Origin of the sequence: Actinomadura luzonensis, from assembly GCF_022664455.2 — a bacterium.
Lineage (GTDB): Bacteria > Actinomycetota > Actinomycetes > Streptosporangiales > Streptosporangiaceae > Nonomuraea > Nonomuraea luzonensis.
In genome coordinates this window covers 5748311-5767304 of sequence record NZ_JAKRKC020000001.1, presented here as the reverse complement: position 1 = coordinate 5767304, position 18994 = coordinate 5748311, and the positions used below count along the sequence as shown (strand labels likewise).

The window sequence follows — 18994 nt, the reverse complement described above, 5'->3', positions numbered from 1 at the left end:
GTGGTCACGCTTGAGGACGTCGCCAGGCAGGCGGGCGTCTCGCTGGCGACCGCCTCGCGGGTGCTCAACGGCAGCACCAGGCAGGTGGGCGCGGCGCTGCGGGCCCGCGTCGAGCAGGCCGCCGACGAACTGGGCTACCGCGCCAACATCGCCGCGCAGACGCTGGCCCGGGGGGCGAGCAACGTCATCGGCATCGTCGTGCACGACCTCACCGACCCCTACTTCGCCGCACTGGCCGACGGGGCGATGCGCGCCGCGGCCACCGAGGGCCTGCTGGTCATGGTCGGCACCACCCACCGCGACCCCGAGCAGGAGATCGCCTACGTCGCCACGCTCAACGCCCAGCGCGTGCGGGCCGTGCTGCTGGTCGGCTCGCGCGTGGCCGACCCCCAGGTGACCGCGCGGCTGCGCGGCGAGCTGGCCCGCTACCGGGCGGGCGGCGGCCGGGCCGCCTGCGTCGGCCAGGACCTGCTCGGCGTCGACACCGTCGCGCCCGCCAACCGGGAGGGCGCGGCCGCGCTGGCGCGGTCCCTCGCCGGGCTCGGGCACACCCGCTTCGCCGTGCTGGCCGGGCCGCCGCACCTGGTGACGGCCGCCGACCGGTGCGCGGGCTTCGCCGGCGCGCTGGAGGAGCTGGGGCTGCCCGCGCCGCAGATCGTTCCCGGGCCGTTCGACCGCGACGGCGGGCACGAGGCCGCGCGGCGGGTCGATCCGGACGTCACCTGCGTGTTCGCGGTCAACGACGTCATGGCCGTGGGGGCGCTGGCGGCCTACCGGGAGGCGGGGACGCGGGTGCCCGAGGACGTGTCGGTGGCCGGTTTCGACGACATCGTCACGCTGCGTGATCACGTGCCGGCGCTGACGACCGTGCGGCTGCCGCTCAAGGACATGGGGGCGCGGGCGCTGGAGCTGGCCCTCGGCGAGTCCGACGGCCCAGTGGTCGAGCACGTCGCCGGCGAGGTCGTCCTGCGGGAGAGCGTCCGGAGGCTGCCGTGAGGACGGCGGCGGGCCGGGGCGGGCGCGGGCGGAGGGCGGCGTGAAGCTGGCGGTGAGCACGCTGGGGATGCCCGGCGAAGGGCTCGACCGGGCCGTGGAGATCGCGGCCTTCCACGGCTGCCAGGGCCTTGAGCTGCGCCTGCACCCCGACACGGGGGTGCACGCCGGGCTGGACGCCGCGGGGCGGCGCTCGGTGCGGGCGCGGGTGGCGGCCGCGGGCCTGGAGATCGCGGCTCTGGCCGGATATGTCAGGATCTGCGAGCCGGGCCCCGACGAGCCGGTCACCGAGGCCCTGCTCGCCGACCTGCGCCTGGCCGCCGACCTGGGCGCGCCCGGCGTCCGGGTGTTCCCGCGCGGCGAGGACGCCGCGATCGGCGCCCGCCGGCTGCAGGCCGTCTCCGGGGCCGCCGCCGAGCTGGGCGTGCGGGTGCTGGTCGAGACGCACGACGCCATGGCGACCTGCGCGGCCGTCGCCGGGCTGCTGGACGCGGCCGGCCTGCCCGGCGTCACGGGCGCGATCTGGGACCTGCTGCACCCCTGGCGGCACGGCGAGAGCCCGGCGGACTCGCTCGCCGCGCTCGGCCCGCACCTCGCCTACGTGCAGATCAAGGACGCCGTCTCGGCGGCGGACACCACGCCGGTGCCCCTCGGGACGGGGTCGGTGCCGCTGGAGGAGGCGGGCGCCCTGCTGCGCGCGGCCGGGTACGCGGGCTGGGCGTCGCTGGAGTGGGAGCGGACGTGGTACCCGCACGTCGCGCCGGTCGAGGAGATCCTGCCGGGCGCGGCCGTCTGGGTACGGCGGTTCACCGGCTGAATTGCCGCTTAGATAGCGGTATGTCCGCATCTAAGCAAGACAAGGTCCTCGTGGTCGGCATGGACGGCCTGCGCTTCGACCTGCTGGCCGCCTCGGGCGTCCCGGTCCTGACGGGGCTGATGTCCACCGGCGCGTACGGCACCAGCAAGCTCCCCTACGGCGAGGCCGGCGCGCCGCGCACCGAGTCCATCGGCGAGGTCGTGCCGAAGAGCCCCGAGCCGGGGGACGGCGGCCGGGCGATCCGCTCGCGCACGGACTCCGGCCCCGGCTGGTCGTCCATCGCGACCGGGGTGTGGCCCGACAAGCACGGCGTCGTGGACAACGCCTTCACCAACCCCTATTTCACGAAATATCCGGACTTCTTGACGCGGGCGAAGCAGGCCCGCCCCGACCTCGTGACCTCGGCGTTCTTCTCCTGGGCGGCCCTCGCCGAGCACGGCGCCTTCGGCCCCGCCATCGACCACCGCTTCGTCCTGGACGGCTACGCCTGCGACGCCTGGAGCGAGGCCGACGAGCAGGTCGCCGCGGCGGCCGGCCGCCACCTCGCCGAGGACGACCCGGACGCCGTCTTCGTCTACCTCGGCGACACCGACGAGGTGGCCCACGACCTCGGCCCGCACTGCCCCGAGTACGCCGCCGCCCTCCAGGCCCAGGACGCCCACCTCGGCCGCCTGCTGGACGCCGTCCGCGCCCGCCCGTCCCGTGCCCGCGAGCGCTGGACCGTGCTGGTCACCACCGACCACGGTCACGTGGACGCGGGCGGCCACGGCGGCGTCTCGGACGAGGAGCGCACGGTCTTCGTCATCGCCCACCGCCTCGGCGAGGACCTCGGCGGGCGGCGGCTGCCCGGCCCGCGCCTGGTGGACGTGGGCCCGACGGCCCTCGCGGCGCTGGGCGTGCCGATCGAGCCGTCCTGGGAGCTGGACGGCGCGCCCCTGGGGCCCTGATCAATTTCATCGGGTGTTGAATTTCTGTCCGGGAGGCGTGACACTGGTGACAGGACGCCCAACGGCAGGGGTACACGCGATGAAGACGGCACTGGACTTCACCGAGATCGACGGCGGCATGCTCGCCGAGGCCGGCGGCAAGGCCGCGAACCTCGGCGAGCTCACCCGGGCCGGGCTGCCCGTCCCGCCCGGCTGGGTGCTCACCACCGAGGCCTACCGCGAGGCCGCCACCGGCCTCGACCTCCGCCCCGAGGGGCTGGCCGAGCGCGCCCGCGCGCATCTGCTCACCGCCCCCGTGCCGGAGGCCGTGCGCGAGACCATCGTCACGCGCTACGCCGCGCTCGGCGACGACGTCCCGGTGGCGGTGCGCTCGTCGGCCACCGCCGAGGACCTGCCGTTCGCCAGCTTCGCCGGCCAGCAGGACACCTTCCTCAACGTCGTGGGGGCCGACGCCGTCGTGGAGGCCGTGCGCCGCTGCTGGGCCTCGCTGTGGACCGACCGCGCGGTGGCCTACCGCGAGACCAACGGCATCGACCACGCCGCCGTCCGCCTCGCCGTGGTCGTCCAGACGATGGTGGACGCGCGGGTGGCGGGCGTCATGTTCACCGCGAACCCGGTCACCGGGCGGCGGCGCGAGGCCGTCATCGACGCGAGCCCCGGGCTCGGCGAGGCCGTCGTCTCCGGCGCGGTCAACCCCGACCGCTTCGTCGTGCACGAGGGACGCGTCCTCGACCGGCACGCCGGCGACAAGCGGGTGGCCGTCCGGCCATTGCCGGGCGGCGGCACCGAGCGCGTCGAGACCGCCCCCGAGGGGTCCGGGGGATCCGGCGCCGAGGGGTTCTGCCTGACCGACGCCGAGGTGCTGCGCCTGGCCGAGCTGGGCCGCCGCGTCGAGGACCACTACGGCGCCCCGCAGGACACCGAATGGGCGATCGACGGCGACGGCCGGATCTGGCTCACCCAGGCCCGGCCGATCACCACGCTCTACCCGCTGCCCGAGACCACCCGGCCCGGCCTGCGGGTCTACTTCTCGGTCAACGTCGTGCAGGGCGTCATGGGGCCGCTCACGCCGATGGGCCTGTCGGCGTTCCGGCTGCTCAGCGCGGGCGGGGCGGGCCTGGCCGGGTTCGGGCCGGCCGATCCGCTCGACGGCGCGCCGTTCATGGCCGTGTCGGGGCAGCGGGTGTGGCTGGACCTGACCGCCGCCGTGCGCAGCCGTCCTGGCCGGGCGATCCTGCCGCGCGCCCTCGCGCTCGGCGAGGCCCGCGGCGTCGCCCTCGTGCACCGGCTGTTCGAGGACCCGCGGCTCGCGCCCGTCCACGCCTCGCGCCGCCCGTTCCTGCGCGGCCTGGCCCGCTTCGCCCGCCGCGTCCGCGTGCCCTCCCGGGCGGCGCTGGCGCTGACCTCGCCGGGCCGGGCGCTGGCCTACACCCGGCAGGTCGGCGCGGTGCTCGACCGGCGGCTGCGGGTGCCCGCCACCGCGACCCCCGCCCAGCGGCTCGACCACGCCGAGCGGCTGCTGACCGGCACGTTCCCGGCGATCATCTCGGTCATGCCGATCGTGGTCACCGGCTACGGGCTGTTCGCGCTCGCCGCCCGGCTCTCCGGCCTGCCGCTGGCCGAGCTGCAGGACGTGCTCCGCAGCGTCCCGCACAACCCCACCACCGAGATGGACCTGGAGCTGTGGCACCTCGCCACCCGCGTCGAGCCGGAGCCGTTCCGGGAGCTGACGGTGGACGAGCTGGTCCGCCGCTACCAGGCGGGCGAGCTGCCGCCCCTCGCGCAGCGCGGCGTCGCCGCCTTCCTCGCCACGTACGGCCACCGCGGCGTCGCCGAGATCGACCTCGGCGTGCCCCGCTGGTCCGAGGAGCCCGCCCACATCCTCGGCGCGCTCGCCAACTACCTGCGCATGGACGGCGACTCCGCCCTCGCGCCCGCCGCGCTGTTCGCCAAGGGGGAGGCGCAGGCGCGCGAGGCCGTGGGCCGGGTGGCCGCCGCGGCCCGCCTGCGGGGCCGCTGGCGGGCACCGGTCGTGCGCTTCGCGCTGGGACGCACCAGGGCGTACGCGGGCCTGCGCGAGCTGCCCAAGTTCTACCTGGTCAAGACGCTCGCCGGGGTGCGGAGCAGCCTGCTCGCCGTGGGCGAGCACCTGGCCGGGCAGGGCGTGCTGGCCGCGCCCGGCGACGTGTTCTTCCTCGACCTCCGCGAGGCCAGGGCCGCCCTGGACGGCGGCGACCTGCGCGAGCTGGTGGCCGGGCGGCGGGCCGCGTACGAGCGGGAGCAGCGCCGCCGGCACGTGCCCCGGATGCTGCTGTCCGACGGCACCGAGCCCGAGGCCCTGGCCGCGCCGGCCGCGGAGGGGGCGCTCACCGGCACCGCCGCCTCGGCCGGCACCGTCACCGGCCGCGCCCGCGTCGTGCTCGACCCGGTCGGGGCGCACCTGGAGCCCGGCGAGATCCTGGTGTGCCCCTCCACCGACCCGGGCTGGACGCCGCTGTTTTTGACGGCGGGCGGGCTGGTCATGGAGATGGGCGGGGCCATGTCGCACGGCGCGGTGGTGGCCCGCGAGTACGGCATCCCGGCCGTCGTCGGCGTGCCCGACGCCACCCACCGGATCACCACCGGCCAGGAGATCGAGATCAACGGCGCGGCCGGCACCGTGACGCTGTCATGACGGTCGGCGGGCGCCGCCGGCCGCGCCCGCCGGTCAGGGCAGGACCAGCTCCGCGTAGCGGGCCCGCATCGTGGCCAGCACCTCGTCCGGGTCGGCGGCCCACACGTCGGCGTTGAAGATCTCCACCTCGACGTCGCCGGTGTAGCCGGCGTCCAGGACCGCGCGGGTGATCGGCCTGAAGTCGATCACCCCGTCGCCCATCATGCCCCGGCCGAGCAGCACGTCCGCCGGCAGCGGGTGCAGGTAGTCGCACACCTGGTAGCTCGCGATCCGCGAGCCGGCCCGCGCCACGTCCTCGAACAGGCGCGGGTCCCACCACACGTGGAAGGTGTCGACCACCACGCCGACCTGCTCCTCCGGGTACGGCAGGCTCAGGTCGAGCGCCTGCCCCAGCGTGGAGATCACCGCCCGGTCCGGGCAGTAGAGCGGGTGCAGCGGCTCCAGGGCCAGCTTGACGCCGCGCTCCCCGGCGTACGGCGCCAGCTCGGCCAGCGCCTCGGCCACCCGCCCGCGCGCGCCCGCGAGGTCGCGCCCGAACCCGGCGGGCAGCGGCTCGCCCGGCCGCACCCCCGGCAGGCCGCCGACCACCAGCACCAGGCAGGCCGCGCCCAGCTCGGCCGCCTCGTCGACGGCCCGCCGGTTGTCCGCCAGCGCGGCGGCGAACGCCTCGCCGCCCGTCGTCAGGAAGCCGCCCCGGCACAGCGACGACACCCGCAGCCCGGCCTCGCGCACCAGCTTGGCGCTGCGCGCGAGGCCCTGCTCGGCGACCTTCTCCCGCCACAGCCCGATCGCCTCCAGGCCGTGCCGGGCGCAGCCGTCCACGGCCTCGGCCAGCGACCAGCGCCGCGTGGTCCACTGGTTCAGCGACAGGCTCACCGGCCGTTCACCGCCAGCAGCGCCGCCATGCGGCGCACCGCGAGCTCCGGGTCGGCCAGCAGCCCCGCCTGGTCGGCCAGCCGGAACACCTCGGCCAGGTGCGGCAGCGAGCGGGCCGACTGGGCGCCGTTGACCATGGCGAAGGCGTCCTGGTGGCCGTTCAGCCAGGCCAGGAAGACGATGCCGGTCTTGTAGTGGTACGTCGGGGTCTCGAAGATCTTGCGCGACAGCGGGACCGTCGGGGCCAGGATCTGCTCGTAGCGGGTGCGCGCGCTCGCGTCGCCCGCCTCGGCCGCGTCCAGCTCGCGCAGCGCCGCCGCCGCCGCGGGCGCGATGGCGTCGAAGATGCCGAGCAGCGCGTGCGAGCCGCCCGCGATCAGCGACGGGTAGTTGAAGTCGTCGCCGGTGTAGAGCCGGACGCCCTCCGGGAGCGCGGCACGCAGCCGCACCTCGTGCTCCTCGTCCAGCAGCGACACCTTCACGCCGTCCACCATCGCGGCGTGCGCGTGCACCAGCTCCAGGAACGACTCCGTCGCCGCCGCCACGTCCCGCGAGCCCCAGTAGCCGGCCAGGTGCGGGTCGAACATCTCGCCCAGCCAGTGCAGGATCACCGGCCGGTCGGCCAGGCCGAACAGCTTGGCGTAGACCCGGTGGTAGTCGCCCGGCCCGCCGGCCACCCTGGCGAGCTGGCGGGAGGCCATGACGATCACGCCCGCCCCGGCGTCCTGGACGGTCTCGATCTGCTCGGCGTACGCGGCGGTGATCGCGTCCAGGTCGGCGGCGTCCGGCGCGTGGTCGGTGCCCGCGCCGCAGGACACCAGCGTGGCCGGGTCGCCGAGGGTGCGAGCCTCGGCGGCGGTGCGCCGGATCAGCTCGCGGGTCGCCGCCCAGTCCAGGCCCATGTTGCGCTGCGCGGTGTCCATGGCGTCGGCGATCCGCAGGCCGTGCGACCACAGGTGGTGGCGGAAGCGGAGGGTGGCGTCCCAGTCGACGGCGGCGGGGGAGCCGGGCGTGTTGTCGCCGAGCGGGTCGGCCACGACGTGCGCGGCGGCGTAGGCGACGCGGCTGGTCGCCGGCGTCGCGGACACGCGCCAGGGCGTGCGCTCGCGCAGCGTGTACGGGCCGGACCCGGGCAGGTCGATCCTCACAGCCCCGGCACCTCGATCCTGCGGCCCTCGGCCGAGGAGCGCAGCCCCAGCTCGGCGAGCTGCACGCCGCGCGCGCCCGAGGCGAAGTCGTTGGGGAAGGGCGCGTCCTCCAGCACGTGCCGGACGAACCCCTCCCACTGGATCTTGAACCCGTTGTCGAACTCGCCGTTGTCCGGCACCTCCTGCCAGTCGTCGCGGAAGCGCGCGGTGACGGGCAGGTCGGGGTTCCAGACCGGCTTCGGCGTGGCCGAGCGGTGCTGGACGCGGCAGTTGCGCAGCCCCGCCACGGCGCTGCCGTGCGTGCCGTCCACCTGGAACTCCACCAGCTCGTCGCGGTTGACGCGGACGGTCCAGGAGGAGTTGATCTGCGCCACGACGCCGCCGTCCAGCTCGAAGATCCCGTACGCGGCGTCGTCGGCGGTCGCCTGGTAGGCGTTGCCCTGCTCGTCCACGCGGGACGGGATGTGGGTCACCGCCTGGGCGTAGACGGAGCGGACCCGGCCGAACAGGTTCTCCAGCACGTAGTGCCAGTGCGGGAACATGTCGAGCACGATGCCGCCGCCGTCCTCGCGGCGGTAGTTCCACGACGGGCGCTGAGCCTCCTGCCAGTCGCCCTCGAACACCCAGTAGCCGAACTCGCCGCGCACCGACAGGACGCGGCCGAAGAAGCCGCCGTCGATCAGCCGCTTCAGCTTGAGCAGGCCGGGCAGGAACAGCTTGTCCTGCACCACGCCGTTCTTGACGCCCTTGGCGGCGGCGGCCTCGGCCAGCGCGACGGCCTCCTGCGCCGACTCGGCGGTGGGCTTCTCGGCGTAGACGTGCTTGCCCGCCTCGATGGCCTTCAGCACGGCCTTGACGCGGGCGCTGGTGACCTGGGCGTCGAAGTAGATCAGGTTGTCCGGGTCGGCGAGGGCGGCGTCGAGGTCGGTGGTGTGGTCGGGGATTCCATGCTTGGTGGCAATGTCGGCCAGCTTGTCGGCATTTCTGCCGACAAGTACGGGCCTGAGCTTCACCTTGCCGCCGCCCGCGAGCGTCACGCCGCCCTGCTCGTTGATGGCCAGAACGGAACGGACCAGATGCTGGCGGTAGCCCATCCGTCCGGTGACGCCGTTCATCACGACGCCGATGGTGCGCACGCTCATGTGAATCCCTTCAGGACAAAGGCAGGGGAAAGCGCTTTCCCGAACCGTACGGCCGCCCGCCCGAGGCCGTCAAGTAGCCCGCCCTCTCCACCACCCCCGAACCCCACGAAACCACCCGCCCGCACAGGCATCAACCCCCGCAGCGGGCCTGCGTCGCGGGGCCGGTGGGGGCGCGAGACCACCCGCCCGCACAGGCATCAACCCCCGCAACGGGCACGCGCGCGGGGGCCGGGGAGGGCGCGAAACCTTTCCGCCGGTACGGGCATCAACCCCATAGGGCGCTGGGGGGGCCGGGGCGAGGGTTAGATCTCGCCCCGGATGCGCAGCCGCGACAGGGCCTTGGCGATGGGGTGGGCGGTGAGCGCGAGCTGCCACTCGCGCGCGCCGAGGGCCCGCAGCCGGGCGGTCACCGTCTCGTCGGTGATCTCCTCGGGCGGCTCCCAGGTGAGCCGGCGCACCGCGTCCGGCTGGAGCAGGTTCTCCGTCGGCATGTGGTGCTCGTCGGCCAGCGCGGCCACGACGGCCCGCGCCGCCGCCAGGCGTTTGGCGGCGGCGGGGTCGCGGTCGGCCCAGCGGTTGGGCGGCGGCGGCCCGTCGCCGGGGGTGCTGGGGGCGGGGAGCTGGTCGTCGGGCAGCGCGCGGGCGCGGTTGACGGCGGCCAGCCAGTCGCTCATGTGGCGGCGGGCGCTGCGTCCGGTGAAGGCGGAGATCTCGGTGAGCGCCTTCTTGGTGCGCGGCCCCTCCAGCGCGGCCGTGACGATCGCCGCGTCGGGCAGCACCCGCCCGGGCGCGAGGTCGGCCTCGCGGGCGATGCGGTCGCGCATCAGCCACAGCTCGCGCACGATCGCGAGCGCCCGCACGTTGCGCACCTTGTGGATGCCGGACGTGCGCCGCCACGGGTCGGAGCGCGGCGCGGGCGGCGGCGTGCCGAGCACGGCGGCGAACTCCTCGCGCGCCCACTCCAGCTTCCCGCTGTCGGCGAGCTGCCGGGCGAGCACGTCGCGCAGCTCGACCAGCACCTCCACGTCGAGCGCCGCGTACCGCAGCCAGTCCTCGGGCAGGGGGCGCGTGGACCAGTCGGCGGCCGAGTGGCCCTTCTCCAGCCGCAGCCCGAGCACGGTCTCCACCATCGTGCCGAGCCCCACGCGCTCGTAGCCGAGCAGCCGCCCGGCGAGCTCGGTGTCGAACATCTCGCGTGGCCGGAACCCGACCTCCAGCAGGCACGGGAGGTCCTGCGAGGCGGCGTGCAGGACGATCTCGGCGTCGGCCACGGCGGCGTCCAGCGCCGACAGGTCGGGGCAGGCGATCGGGTCGATCAGCGCGGTGCCGGCGCCGGCGCGGCGGAGCTGCACCAGGTAGGCGCGGTTGCCGTAGCGGTAGCCCGAGGCGCGTTCGGCGTCCACGGCGACGGGGCCGCTGCCCGCGGCGAAGCGTTCGACCATCCTGGCCAGGCCGTCCGCGTCGGCGATCACCGGCGGGATGCCCTCGCGGGGTTCGAGCAGCGGCTCGACGGTTCGTTCTTCTGTCATGAGTTCACCGGCCTCATGACGCTCGTGCTGTCTTGACTGGTGCCCTCACTTCGTTCGGTCACTCTCCGGATCATCACGTCGCCGGGGCAGCGCGGCCACGTCCGACGGGAGCGGCGGGATGCCCGCCGCCAGGCACATCAGATCGCACCAGGCGGCGACGTGGCCGGACAGATCCTCCTCGGCGGGGGACCAGGAGGCCCGCAGCTCCAGCTCGGTCGTGACCGGGTCCTCGGCCTTGTTGCCGAACCCCTCGGACACGGCTCTAGTCACGGTACCGCCGGCGGCCGAGTAGTCGGCCTGATGTGCCTCCAGCGCCTCGGTGAGCCAGCTCCACGCGACCGGCCCGAGCAGCGGGTCGGAGGTGATCTCCGGCTCCATGTCGGCTCGCACGTACGCCACCAGCCGGAACGGCCCCTCCCAGCCGCGCTGGCCGTCGGGGTCGTAGAGCAGGATCAGCCGCCCGACCGCGAGCTCGTCGTCGTCGCGGTAGACCGACGCGCCGATCGCGGCCGAGTAGGGGGCCAGCCGCTGCGGCGCGGGCAGGTCCTCGAGCTCGATCTCCGGCCGGACCTCGGACAGCCGCAGGCTCTCGGCCGCGCGCGTGAACGCGGCCGGAGGCGGCGGCTGCTCACCGAGTGGCATAGCCGAAGCGTAGGTCGAAGTCGGGCGAAAGGGGACCACGGGGGTGCGCATCCTTGGTGATCAAGCCGTAGCCGTAACAAGCTGGCGAACCGGTCGGGCGGTCTCGGCGGCGCCGAGCGTGATCGCGTGGCCGCAGTCGGCGCAGGCCCAGTCGGGGCACTCACCCGGCTCGTGTCCGTCGGCGCACGGCGGCTGCTCGAACGGCCGTTCATCACCGCAGGAGCCGCAGCGCTCACTGCGGCGCTCTGGGGAACTCCACAACGCGGTCATCGCAACGGGGCCTTTCTTCGGGTCGTGGCTCCGACGTTGGCACGAGCCGCTGACAATTCCCCGCAACGCGCTCGGCGTGTCCCGAAAGTGGTCGCTGAATCGATGCCGCGCGGTGGCTTGGCGAACTTTTGGCGCAGTCGAGACCGGCTCTCTGGCCCGCCATGGGGTGTGTTCGACCCGTGTGCGGCGTCCGTGCCGAGCAGACCGGTAAACCTTCATCTAGCTATCTGATCATGATTTGGGGTGTCCAATGCATCTTTTTCCGACACCCCGCGCCGCTCGTGCCGATGACGGGACCGGCGCCCGACCATGGCACCCTTGACGGGTGAACCTCGCCGACTCCGCGTTCCTGCGTGCCTGCCGCCGCCAGCCCGTCCCGCACACCCCGGTCTGGTACATGCGCCAGGCCGGACGCTCGCTGCCGGAATACCTCAAGGTGCGCGAGGGCGTGCCGATGCTCACCGCGTGCGCCACGCCCGACCTGATCGTCGAGATCACCATGCAGCCGGTCCGCCGCTACGGCGTCGACGCGGCCATCTACTTCAGCGACATCGTGGTGCCGCTCAAGGCCATCGGCGTCGACCTCGACATCAAGCCCGGCGTCGGGCCGGTCGTCGCCGACCCCATCCGCGACGCCAAGGGGCTGCGGGCGCTGCGGCCGCTGGAGCCCGGCGACGTGCCGTTCGTCACCGAGTCGATCCAGGCGCTCACCGGCGAGCTGGGCGGCACGCCGCTCATCGGGTTCGCGGGGGCGCCGTTCACGCTGGGGTCGTACCTGATCGAGGGCGGCCCGTCCAAGAACCACGACCGCACCAAGGCCATGATGTACGGCGCCCCCGAGCTGTGGCACGAGCTGATGGAGCGGCTGTCCGGCATCGTGCTCGAACACCTGCGCGTGCAGGTGGCGGCGGGCGCCTCGGCCGTGCAGCTCTTCGACTCCTGGGTGGGCGCGGTGGCCCCGGCCGACTACCGCGAGTTCATCCTGCCCCACACCCGGCGCATCTTCGAGGGCGTCGAGGGCGTCCCGCGCATCCACTTCGGCGTCGGCACCGGCGAGCTGCTCGGCGTGCTCGGCGAGGCCGGGGCCGACGTCGTGGGCGTCGACTGGCGGGTGCCGCTCGACGAGGCGGCCCGCCGCGTCGGGCCGGGCAAGGCGCTGCAGGGCAACCTCGACCCGGCCGTGCTGCTGGCCCCGTGGGAGGTCGTCGAGCGCAAGGCGCGCGAGGTGCTGCGGCAGGGGCGCGCCGCCGAGGGGCACGTGTTCAACCTCGGGCACGGCGTGCTGCCCTCGACCGACCCCGACCAGCTCAAGCGCCTGACCGACCTGGTCCACGAGACCACCGCCTGATCCCCGCACCCGGGGTCAGGCGGCGGCCTCGGGGCCGGGCTCCCCCGGGCGCGGCGGCGACGGGGAGGACGGGGAGGACGGCGAGGACGGGGGAGCGGCCCGGCGGGCGCGGCTGCGGCGCGTCAGGTAGACGAACAGCACCACCAGCGGCAGCGCGGCCACCGCCCACGGCAGCACCGCCCCGAGGAACGTGAGCAGCGCCACCAGGCTGGTCAGCAGCGCCTTCCAGCCGCTCTTGAGCCCCGCGACGAAGCCGTTGTCCTCCTCGGGCTCCGGCGCGGCGGCCACCGGTCCGAGCAGCCGCAGCGTAAGCGTGGCCATCGCGACCTGCGTGGCCAGCTCCTTCTGCTGCGCCTGCAACGACTCCAGGTCCGCCTCGCGGGAGGCGATCTCGCGCTCCACCTCCAGCACCTGGCCGATCGTGTCGGCCCGCTTGAGCAGCGTCCGCAGCGACTCCAGCGACTGCTGCGCCGACTTCAGGCGGCTGTTCACGTCGGCGACCTGCAGCGTGACGTCCTGGGTCGACTGCTCCAGGGAGATCTGGGTGCCGAGCTCCTTGCCGAGCCGGCCGAGCACCGCCGGGTAGGCGGCCGGCGGGATCTTGAACTCCAGCGTCGCGGTCTCCCGCGCCTTGCTCGCCGAGCTGCTCTGCTCGCGCGCCAGGTAGCCGCCGGCCCCGGTGACGATCTGCTTGGCCTGCGCGACGGCGTCGGTCACCTCCTTGACCCGGACGCTCATGCTGCCGGTGTAGATGACCTGCCGGTCCTGCCGGGTCACCTCGACCCCGGAGGCCAGGCCGTCCTGCTCGGCCTTGGCGGGCTGGGCCGAGCGGGCGTTCTTGGGGACGGGGGCCGGGGTGGCCAGGGGCGCGGCGGGCGAGCCGGCGGCGTCCTGCGCGGCGGGCGCGACGGCCTGGCTCTCGGAGTAGGTGGCGCCGCCGCCGCAGCCCGCCAGGAGCAGGGCGGCCAGCGCGAGCGAGGTCGTGATCCCGTACCGGAGTCTCCTCATGCCCATAAGACGGGCCGACGATCAGTGCGGTTTGATGGCATGAATCACGGTCCGGTCACATGCCCCGAGCGGCTGGCCACGTCGCTGAGGCGGTAGCGTCAGGAGGCGTGGAAGGGAATCGGGCGCACGTCGTCGTGATCGGCGGAGGGATCTCCGGGCTCGCCGCCGCGTGGTACATCCGCCAGGGCGCGGACGAGCGGGTCAAGGTGACCGTCCTGGAGGCCGCCTCCCGCGTCGGGGGCAAGCTGCACGCCTCGGAGGTCGCGGGGGTGAGCGTGGACGCCGGCGCGGAGGCCATGCTGGCCCGCCGCCCCGAGGGCGCCGAGCTGGCCAGGGCCGTCGGGCTCGGCGACGACCTCGTCTTCCCCGGCACCCTCCGCTCGGCCGTCTACTCCAGGGGCGAGCTGCACGGCATGCCGAAGGGCCAGGTCATGGGCGTGCCCGCCGACCTGACCGAGCTGGCGCGGTCCGGCATCGTCTCGCCCGCGGGGCTGCTGCGCGTGCCGCTCGACCAGATCCTGGCCCCCACGCTGGTGCGCACCGACGTGTCCGTGGCCGCCTACATCCGCGCCCGCATGGGCGGCGAGATCGTCGACCGCCTGGTCGAGCCGCTGCTCGGCGGCGTGTACGCGGGCCGCGCCGACATGTTGTCGCTGGAGGCCACGATGCCCCGCGTGGCGGCCGTGGCCCGGGCCGAGCGCTCGCTGCTGTCCGCCGCCCGCCACCTGGTCGCCGAGACCCCCAAGGACGCCGGGCCGGTCTTCACCACCCTGCGCCAGGGCGTCGGCGCCCTGCCCGAGGCGGTCGCCAAGGCGTCCGGCGCCGACGTCAGGACCGGCGTCACCGTACGCGAGCTGCACCGCACCGAGCACGGCTGGCGCCTGGTCACCGGGCCGGTGCCGCGGCCGGAGACCGTCGAGGCCGACGCCGTGGTCGTCGCCGTGCCCGGCCCCGCCGCCGCCCGCCTGCTCAGGGCCGAGGCGCCCAGGGCCGCGGCCGAGCTGTCCAGGATCGAGTACGCCAGCATGGCCGTGGTCACGCTCGCCTACCCGCTGTCGGCCTTCCCACGGCCGCCCGCCACCAGCGGCTACCTCGTGCCGCCCGTCGAGCGCCGTCCGGTCAAGGCGGTGACGTTCAGCTCGGTGAAGTGGCCCCACCTGGCCAGAGACCTGGTGATCCTACGCTGCTCGATCGGCCGCGTCGGCGAGGAGCACCTGCTCCAGCGCGACGACGCCGAGCTGGTGTCGCTGGCCACCGCCGAGATGGCCGACGTGATGGGAGTACGCGGCCTGCCGGTCGACAGCCGGGTCACCCGCTGGGGCGGCGGCCTGCCCCAGTACAACGTGGGCCACCTCGACCGGGTGGCCCGGGTGCGCGCGGCGGTCGCGGTCGAGCCCGGGCTCGCCGTGTGCGGCGCGGCCTACGACGGCATCGGCATTCCGGCCTGCGTCGGCGCGGCCCGCACGGCCGCCGGCCGGATTCTGGACCACCTGTCCCAGCGAGGAGAATAGCTACCATGACAGAGGGAGCCCCGCGGCTCAAGGCCCGCGATCTCAACCAGGTCATCCGCTACACCATGTGGTCGGTCTTCCAGGTGACCGAGCCGTGCCCGGCCGACCGCGACGGCCTGGCGGGCGAGGTCGAGGAGCTGCTGGAGCAGGCCGCCGGCAAGGACGTCGTGACCAGGGGGGTCTACGACGTGGCCGGGCTGCGGGCCGACGCCGACTACATGTTCTGGTGGCACGCGCCCACGCCGGAAGACCTCCAGGACGTCTACTCCCGCTTCCGCCGCACCGCGCTCGGCCGGCACAGCAGGCCCGTCTGGTCGGCGATGGCGCTGCACCGCCCCGCCGAGTTCAACAAGTCGCACATCCCGGCCTTCCTCGCCGAGGAGGAGCCGCGGGCGTACGTCAGCGTCTACCCGTTCGTGCGCTCCTACGAGTGGTACCTCCTGGAGGACTCCGAGCGGCGGGCGATGCTGGCCGAGCACGGCCGCATGGCGCGCGACTACCCCGACGTGCGGGCCAACACCGTCGCCTGCTTCTCGCTCAACGACTACGAGTGGATGCTGGCCTTCGAGGCCGACGAGCTGCACCGCATCGTCGACCTCATGCGCACCCTGCGCGGCGCCTCGGCCCGCCGCCACACCCGGGTCGAGATCCCGTTCTACACCGGCGCCCGCAAGGCGGTGCGCGAGCTGGTCACCGCCCTGCCGTAGGTCACGGGCCGGCGGTGAGGGCCTTGCGCAGGCGCCAGGCGCCGAGCGCGAAGAACGCCGCCGCGTAGGCGGCCAGCACGCCGAGCTGCGGCAGCACGTCGGCCAGGGTGCCGTCGCGGCGCAGCAGCTCGGCGAAGCCGTCCAGGGCCCAGGCGTGCGGGGTGAGGTGCGCGAGGCGGCGCAGGGTCGCGGAGAAGAAGTCCAGCGGCACCATCGCGCCGCCGATCGCGGCCAGGCCGAGGGCGAGCAGCAGGCCGAGCGCCGTCGCCTGCTGCCCGGTGCGGGCCGCCGCGCCGAGCAGCATGCCCGCCCCGCCGCCCACCAGCGCGAACGCCAGCAGCAGCGCCACCGCGCCGGCCGGGTCGCCCCAGCGCACCCCGAACAGCAGCGCGGACCCGGCCATGATGATCAGCCCTTGCAGCAGCGCCACGCCCACCCGGCCGGCGGCCTCGCCGAGCAGGATGCCGCGGCTCGTCACCGGGGTGGCGTACATCCGCCGCGACACCCCGAGCTGCCGGCTCTCGATGAGCGCGGTGGCGCCGTTCATCGAGGTCAGGAACATGAACAGGAGCAGCTGCGAGGTCGCCGCGACGTCGTAGCCGGTCATGCCGGCCAGGGCCGTCGCCGTCCCGACGGTGCTCGCCGCCACCGTGACGCCGGGCGCGGGCGCCGCCTCGGCCCGCGCCACCAGCTCGTCGAACGAGCCGTCGCGCGCGTACGCGGCGGCCCGCGCCGGCATCGTCACGCGGGTGACCGCGGCCCGCACCGCCGCGCCGAGCTGCAGCGCGTCGGGCTCGTTGCGGCCCAGGTAGGGCAGCGTGAGCGGGACGTAGCCGCGCAGCGCGCGCTCGTAGCCGGCCGGGATGACCAGCGCGCCGGCCAGCCGCCCGCGCTCCACCCCGTCGCGGGCCTCCTCGGCGCTCCCCACCCGCACCACCCGGTGCCCGGCCTGCTCCAGCGCCCGCACCAGCCGGGCCGCCTGCGGGCCGCCGTCCGCGTCCGCCACGCCGAGCGGCGGCTGGAAGCCCGAGCCGAACGACAACCCGAACACGGCGATCAGCACGATCGGGAAGATGACCACGAAGAACAGGTTGCTGCGGTCGCGGAAGAGCCGCACCAGGTTGGCCCAGGCGATCGCCCACACCGCGGTCAGGGTCGTCATGGGCGCACCATCCTCCCCGAGCGCAGCAGCGCGACGCCGGTTGTCACGGCGCCGAAGGCCAGCAGCGCCAGCGTCGGCACGGCCGCGACCACCGGCGCGTGCTCCCCGTGCAGGTCCGCCAGCCCTTGGAGGAACCAGCGGTGCGGGGTGACCAGGCTCAGCGCCCCGAACACCCCGCCGAGCTGCTGGATCGGGACGAACACCCCGCCGAGCACGCCGAACAGCACCGCCACGATGCTCTGCAGGTTCGCCGCCCGCTCGGCGGTCGTGGCCACGGTCGCCACCATCGCCATGACCCCGGTGGCCGCCAGCGTGCCCGCCACGACCAGCAGCCCGACCCCCAGCGGGTGCCCCCACCGGGCGCCGAGCAGCGGCGCGGCGGCGACCAGGAGCACGGCGGTGGCGGCGACCCCGACCACGAACCCGTTCAGCAGCTTGGCCACCGCGATCGCGGCCCGCGGGACGGGCGCGGCCAGCAGCCGGGCCAGGGTGCCCTCGCGGCGCTCGTCCAGGATGGAGCTGAAGCCGAACTGCACGGTGAAGAACAGGAAGAACACCGCCATGCCCGCCGCGAACCCCTCCGACACCGAGAGCTGCCGCCGCTCCGCCGCCAGGTCCTCGACCGTGACCGGCTCCGGCACCGCCGCGGCCTGCTCCATCGTCCCGCTGCCCTTCACGGCCAGCGCGACCTGCACGTAGCGGACCTCGGAGGCGAACGCGTCGGCGATCGAACGCGCCACGAACGAGCCGATCTGCGCCTCGGCGTTCCCGATCACCTGGATCGTGGCGGGCCGCCCGCTCGTCACGGCGGCGCTGAAACCGGGCGGGATGACGTAGGCGGCGTCCGCGTCGCGCCGCTCGACCGCGGCGCGGGCCTCCCGCTCCCCGGCGGCGGCGCGGAGCCTGATGACGCCGCGCCGCTCCAGCGGGCGCAGCGCCTGCTCGGCGAAGGCGGTCGCGATCTGGCCGTGGTCCTGGTCGGCCAGCGCGAACGTGGGCGCCGCCTGGGTGTCGACGTCCTTGAACACCAGGCTGAAGACGGCCGCGAGGCCGAACGGCACCACCAGCGCCAGCAGGAACAACGAGCGGTCCCGGACCCGCTCGCGCAGGTCCTTGGCCATCAGCAGCAGGATCGCGCGCATGTCAGTCCCGCAGCGCCTTGCCGGTGAGGTGCAGGAACACCGACTCCAGGTTCGGCTCGTGCACCTCGACCGCGCGCACCGCCATGCCCGCGTCCGTGGCGGCGGCGAGGACGCGGGGCAGCGCCTTGCTGGCGTCCTCGGTCATCACCTCGACGCGGCCCTCGTGGCCGGTGGCCTCGCGCACCCCCGGCACCGTCAGCAGCGCCGGCACGTCCGGCGGGCCGTCCACCGTGAGCGTGATCCGGTCCAGCTCGCCCACCAGGCCGACCAGCTCCCTCCGGGTGCCCTCGGCCCTGATGCGGCCGAGGTCGATGATGCCGATCCGGTCGCAGAGGCGCTCGGCCTCCTCCATGTAGTGCGTGGTGTAGAGGACCGCGACGCCCTCGCCGGCCAGCGTGGCGACGCTCTCCAGGATGGCGTTGCGGCTCTGCGGGTCGACGCCGGCGGTGGGCTCGTCCAGGATGAGCAGGGGCGGGCGGTGCAGGAGGCCGACGCCGATGTTGAGGCGGCGCTTCATGCCGCCGGAGAACTCCTTGACGGCGTCGCCGGCCCGCTCGGTCAGGCCGATCACGGCCAGCACCTCGTCGATGCGGTTGCGCGCGCCGGCCCGGCCGAGGCCGTAGAGGCGGGCGAAGAAGCGCAGGTTCTCGCGGGCGGTGAGGTCGGGGTAGAGGGCCAGCTCCTGGGGGACGTAGCCGATGCGGCGCTTGCCCCAGGTGCTCGACGGGCTGTGCGGGCGTCCGCAGACGAGCACCTCGCCGGCGTCGCGGTCGAGGATGCCGGCGATCATCGAGATCGTGGTGGTCTTGCCGGCCCCGTTGGGGCCCAGCAGGCCGTACGTCTCGCCGGCGGCGATGGCGAAGCCGACGTCGTCGACCGCGACGAGGTCGCCGAACGTCTTGCGTAAGCCATGACATTTGATGATCTCGTCCTGGGCCACAACCGCAGTGTGGAGCCGCGCGTCCTACATCGGCAAGGCCCACGGGGTGAGGAGGGCGGGGTGGAGTCATCGGGCCCGGAACGGGAACGAACGGATTCCCCACGGAGCGAGCGACGGACGGCGGGCCGGGGCCGGCAC

General features: G+C 74.7%; 16 protein-coding genes. 7 read left to right on the top strand and 9 right to left on the bottom strand.

The annotated features are described in order from the left end of the window. From MF672_RS27405 to MF672_RS27390, 4 genes are all read left to right on the top strand, one after another. The gene (locus MF672_RS27405) at positions 1-996 is read left to right on the top strand and encodes a LacI family DNA-binding transcriptional regulator (protein ID WP_242373566.1); all 996 of its coding nucleotides are present in this window, start codon (positions 1-3) and stop codon (positions 994-996) included. A 40-nt stretch (positions 997-1036) separates the two neighbouring features. Then, positions 1037-1810 carry a sugar phosphate isomerase/epimerase family protein gene (locus MF672_RS27400; protein ID WP_242373567.1) on the top strand — a complete coding sequence of 258 codons (774 nt, stop codon included), beginning with the start codon at positions 1037-1039 and terminating at the stop codon, positions 1808-1810. 20 nt (positions 1811-1830) lie between these two features. Continuing rightward, on the top strand, positions 1831-2757 hold the full coding sequence (locus tag MF672_RS27395) for an alkaline phosphatase family protein (protein WP_242373568.1): 927 nt from the start codon (positions 1831-1833) through the stop codon (positions 2755-2757). Positions 2758-2836: 79 nt separating this feature from the next. Next, complete coding sequence (locus tag MF672_RS27390) at positions 2837-5431, top strand: PEP/pyruvate-binding domain-containing protein (RefSeq protein WP_242373569.1); 2595 nt, start codon at positions 2837-2839, stop codon at positions 5429-5431. A gap of 33 nt (positions 5432-5464) precedes the next feature. On the opposite strand, the gene MF672_RS27385 is transcribed toward MF672_RS27390, so the two are convergent. The 5 genes from MF672_RS27385 to MF672_RS27365 all read right to left on the bottom strand — a co-directional run bounded on the left by MF672_RS27385 (position 5465) and on the right by MF672_RS27365 (position 10768). Continuing rightward, positions 5465-6307: a sugar phosphate isomerase/epimerase family protein gene (locus MF672_RS27385; protein ID WP_242373570.1), complete on the bottom strand. Its 843-nt coding sequence runs from the start codon at positions 6305-6307 to the stop codon at positions 5465-5467. Then, positions 6304-7455 carry a dihydrodipicolinate synthase family protein gene (locus MF672_RS27380; protein ID WP_242373571.1) on the bottom strand — a complete coding sequence of 384 codons (1152 nt, stop codon included), beginning with the start codon at positions 7453-7455 and terminating at the stop codon, positions 6304-6306. Before MF672_RS27380 ends, MF672_RS27385 begins: the two co-directional genes overlap by 4 nt. Continuing rightward, positions 7452-8597, bottom strand: coding sequence for a Gfo/Idh/MocA family protein (locus MF672_RS27375; protein ID WP_242373572.1), 1146 nt, complete (start codon positions 8595-8597; stop codon positions 7452-7454). Before MF672_RS27375 ends, MF672_RS27380 begins: the two co-directional genes overlap by 4 nt. 302 nt (positions 8598-8899) lie before the next feature. Further along, positions 8900-10126 carry a ribonuclease D gene (locus MF672_RS27370; protein ID WP_242373573.1) on the bottom strand — a complete coding sequence of 409 codons (1227 nt, stop codon included), beginning with the start codon at positions 10124-10126 and terminating at the stop codon, positions 8900-8902. 45 nt (positions 10127-10171) lie between these two features. After that, a complete protein-coding gene (locus MF672_RS27365) occupies positions 10172-10768 on the bottom strand; it encodes a DUF3000 domain-containing protein (protein ID WP_242373574.1) in 597 nt (198 codons plus the stop codon). 619 nt (positions 10769-11387) lie between these two features. Here MF672_RS27365 and hemE point away from each other — a divergent pair. After that, on the top strand, positions 11388-12386 hold the full coding sequence (gene hemE / locus MF672_RS27360) for a uroporphyrinogen decarboxylase (protein ID WP_302893307.1): 999 nt from the start codon (positions 11388-11390) through the stop codon (positions 12384-12386). Between the two features lie 15 nt (positions 12387-12401). On the opposite strand, the gene MF672_RS27355 is transcribed toward hemE, so the two are convergent. Next, positions 12402-13394 carry a DUF4349 domain-containing protein gene (locus tag MF672_RS27355; protein ID WP_242373575.1) on the bottom strand — a complete coding sequence of 331 codons (993 nt, stop codon included), beginning with the start codon at positions 13392-13394 and terminating at the stop codon, positions 12402-12404. 134 nt (positions 13395-13528) lie between these two features. On the opposite strand from MF672_RS27355, the gene hemG reads away from it, so the two are divergent. After that, on the top strand, positions 13529-14905 hold the full coding sequence (gene hemG, locus MF672_RS27350) for a protoporphyrinogen oxidase (protein ID WP_407654782.1): 1377 nt from the start codon (positions 13529-13531) through the stop codon (positions 14903-14905). Positions 14906-14910: 5 nt separating this feature from the next. Further along, the gene (gene hemQ / locus MF672_RS27345) at positions 14911-15612 is read left to right on the top strand and encodes a hydrogen peroxide-dependent heme synthase (protein WP_242373577.1); all 702 of its coding nucleotides are present in this window, start codon (positions 14911-14913) and stop codon (positions 15610-15612) included. Position 15613: 1 nt separating this feature from the next. Here the strand turns inward: hemQ and MF672_RS27340 are convergent, their stop codons facing one another. The 3 genes from MF672_RS27340 to MF672_RS27330 are packed head-to-tail and all read right to left on the bottom strand — an operon-like array spanning position 15614 to position 18856. Then, complete coding sequence (locus tag MF672_RS27340) at positions 15614-16774, bottom strand: ABC transporter permease (RefSeq protein ID WP_242373578.1); 1161 nt, start codon at positions 16772-16774, stop codon at positions 15614-15616. Further along, positions 16771-17916 (bottom strand): ABC transporter permease, encoded by a 1146-nt coding sequence (locus MF672_RS27335; protein ID WP_242373579.1) that lies wholly within the window; start codon positions 17914-17916, stop codon positions 16771-16773. The genes MF672_RS27340 and MF672_RS27335 overlap by 4 nt, the downstream gene beginning before the upstream one ends. Before the next feature lies 1 nt (position 17917). After that, a complete protein-coding gene (locus tag MF672_RS27330; protein WP_242373580.1) occupies positions 17918-18856 on the bottom strand; it encodes an ABC transporter ATP-binding protein in 939 nt (312 codons plus the stop codon). Positions 18857-18994 lie beyond the last annotated feature (138 nt).

Excerpts from the sequence above, each read along its gene's own strand:
- MF672_RS27395 (WP_242373568.1), top strand. The coding sequence starts at position 1,831 with ATGTCCGCATCTAAGCAAGACAAGGTCCTCGTGGTCGGCATGGACGGC.
- MF672_RS27340 (WP_242373578.1), bottom strand. The coding sequence starts at position 16,774 with ATGACGACCCTGACCGCGGTGTGGGCGATCGCCTGGGCCAACCTGGTG.
- hemQ (WP_242373577.1), top strand. The coding sequence starts at position 14,911 with ATGACAGAGGGAGCCCCGCGGCTCAAGGCCCGCGATCTCAACCAGGTC.
- MF672_RS27390 (WP_242373569.1), top strand. The coding sequence starts at position 2,837 with ATGAAGACGGCACTGGACTTCACCGAGATCGACGGCGGCATGCTCGCC.
- MF672_RS27335 (WP_242373579.1), bottom strand. The coding sequence starts at position 17,916 with ATGCGCGCGATCCTGCTGCTGATGGCCAAGGACCTGCGCGAGCGGGTC.
- MF672_RS27355 (WP_242373575.1), bottom strand. The coding sequence starts at position 13,394 with ATGAGGAGACTCCGGTACGGGATCACGACCTCGCTCGCGCTGGCCGCC.
- MF672_RS27365 (WP_242373574.1), bottom strand. The coding sequence starts at position 10,768 with ATGCCACTCGGTGAGCAGCCGCCGCCTCCGGCCGCGTTCACGCGCGCG.
- MF672_RS27375 (WP_242373572.1), bottom strand. The coding sequence starts at position 8,597 with ATGAGCGTGCGCACCATCGGCGTCGTGATGAACGGCGTCACCGGACGG.
- MF672_RS27370 (WP_242373573.1), bottom strand. The coding sequence starts at position 10,126 with ATGACAGAAGAACGAACCGTCGAGCCGCTGCTCGAACCCCGCGAGGGC.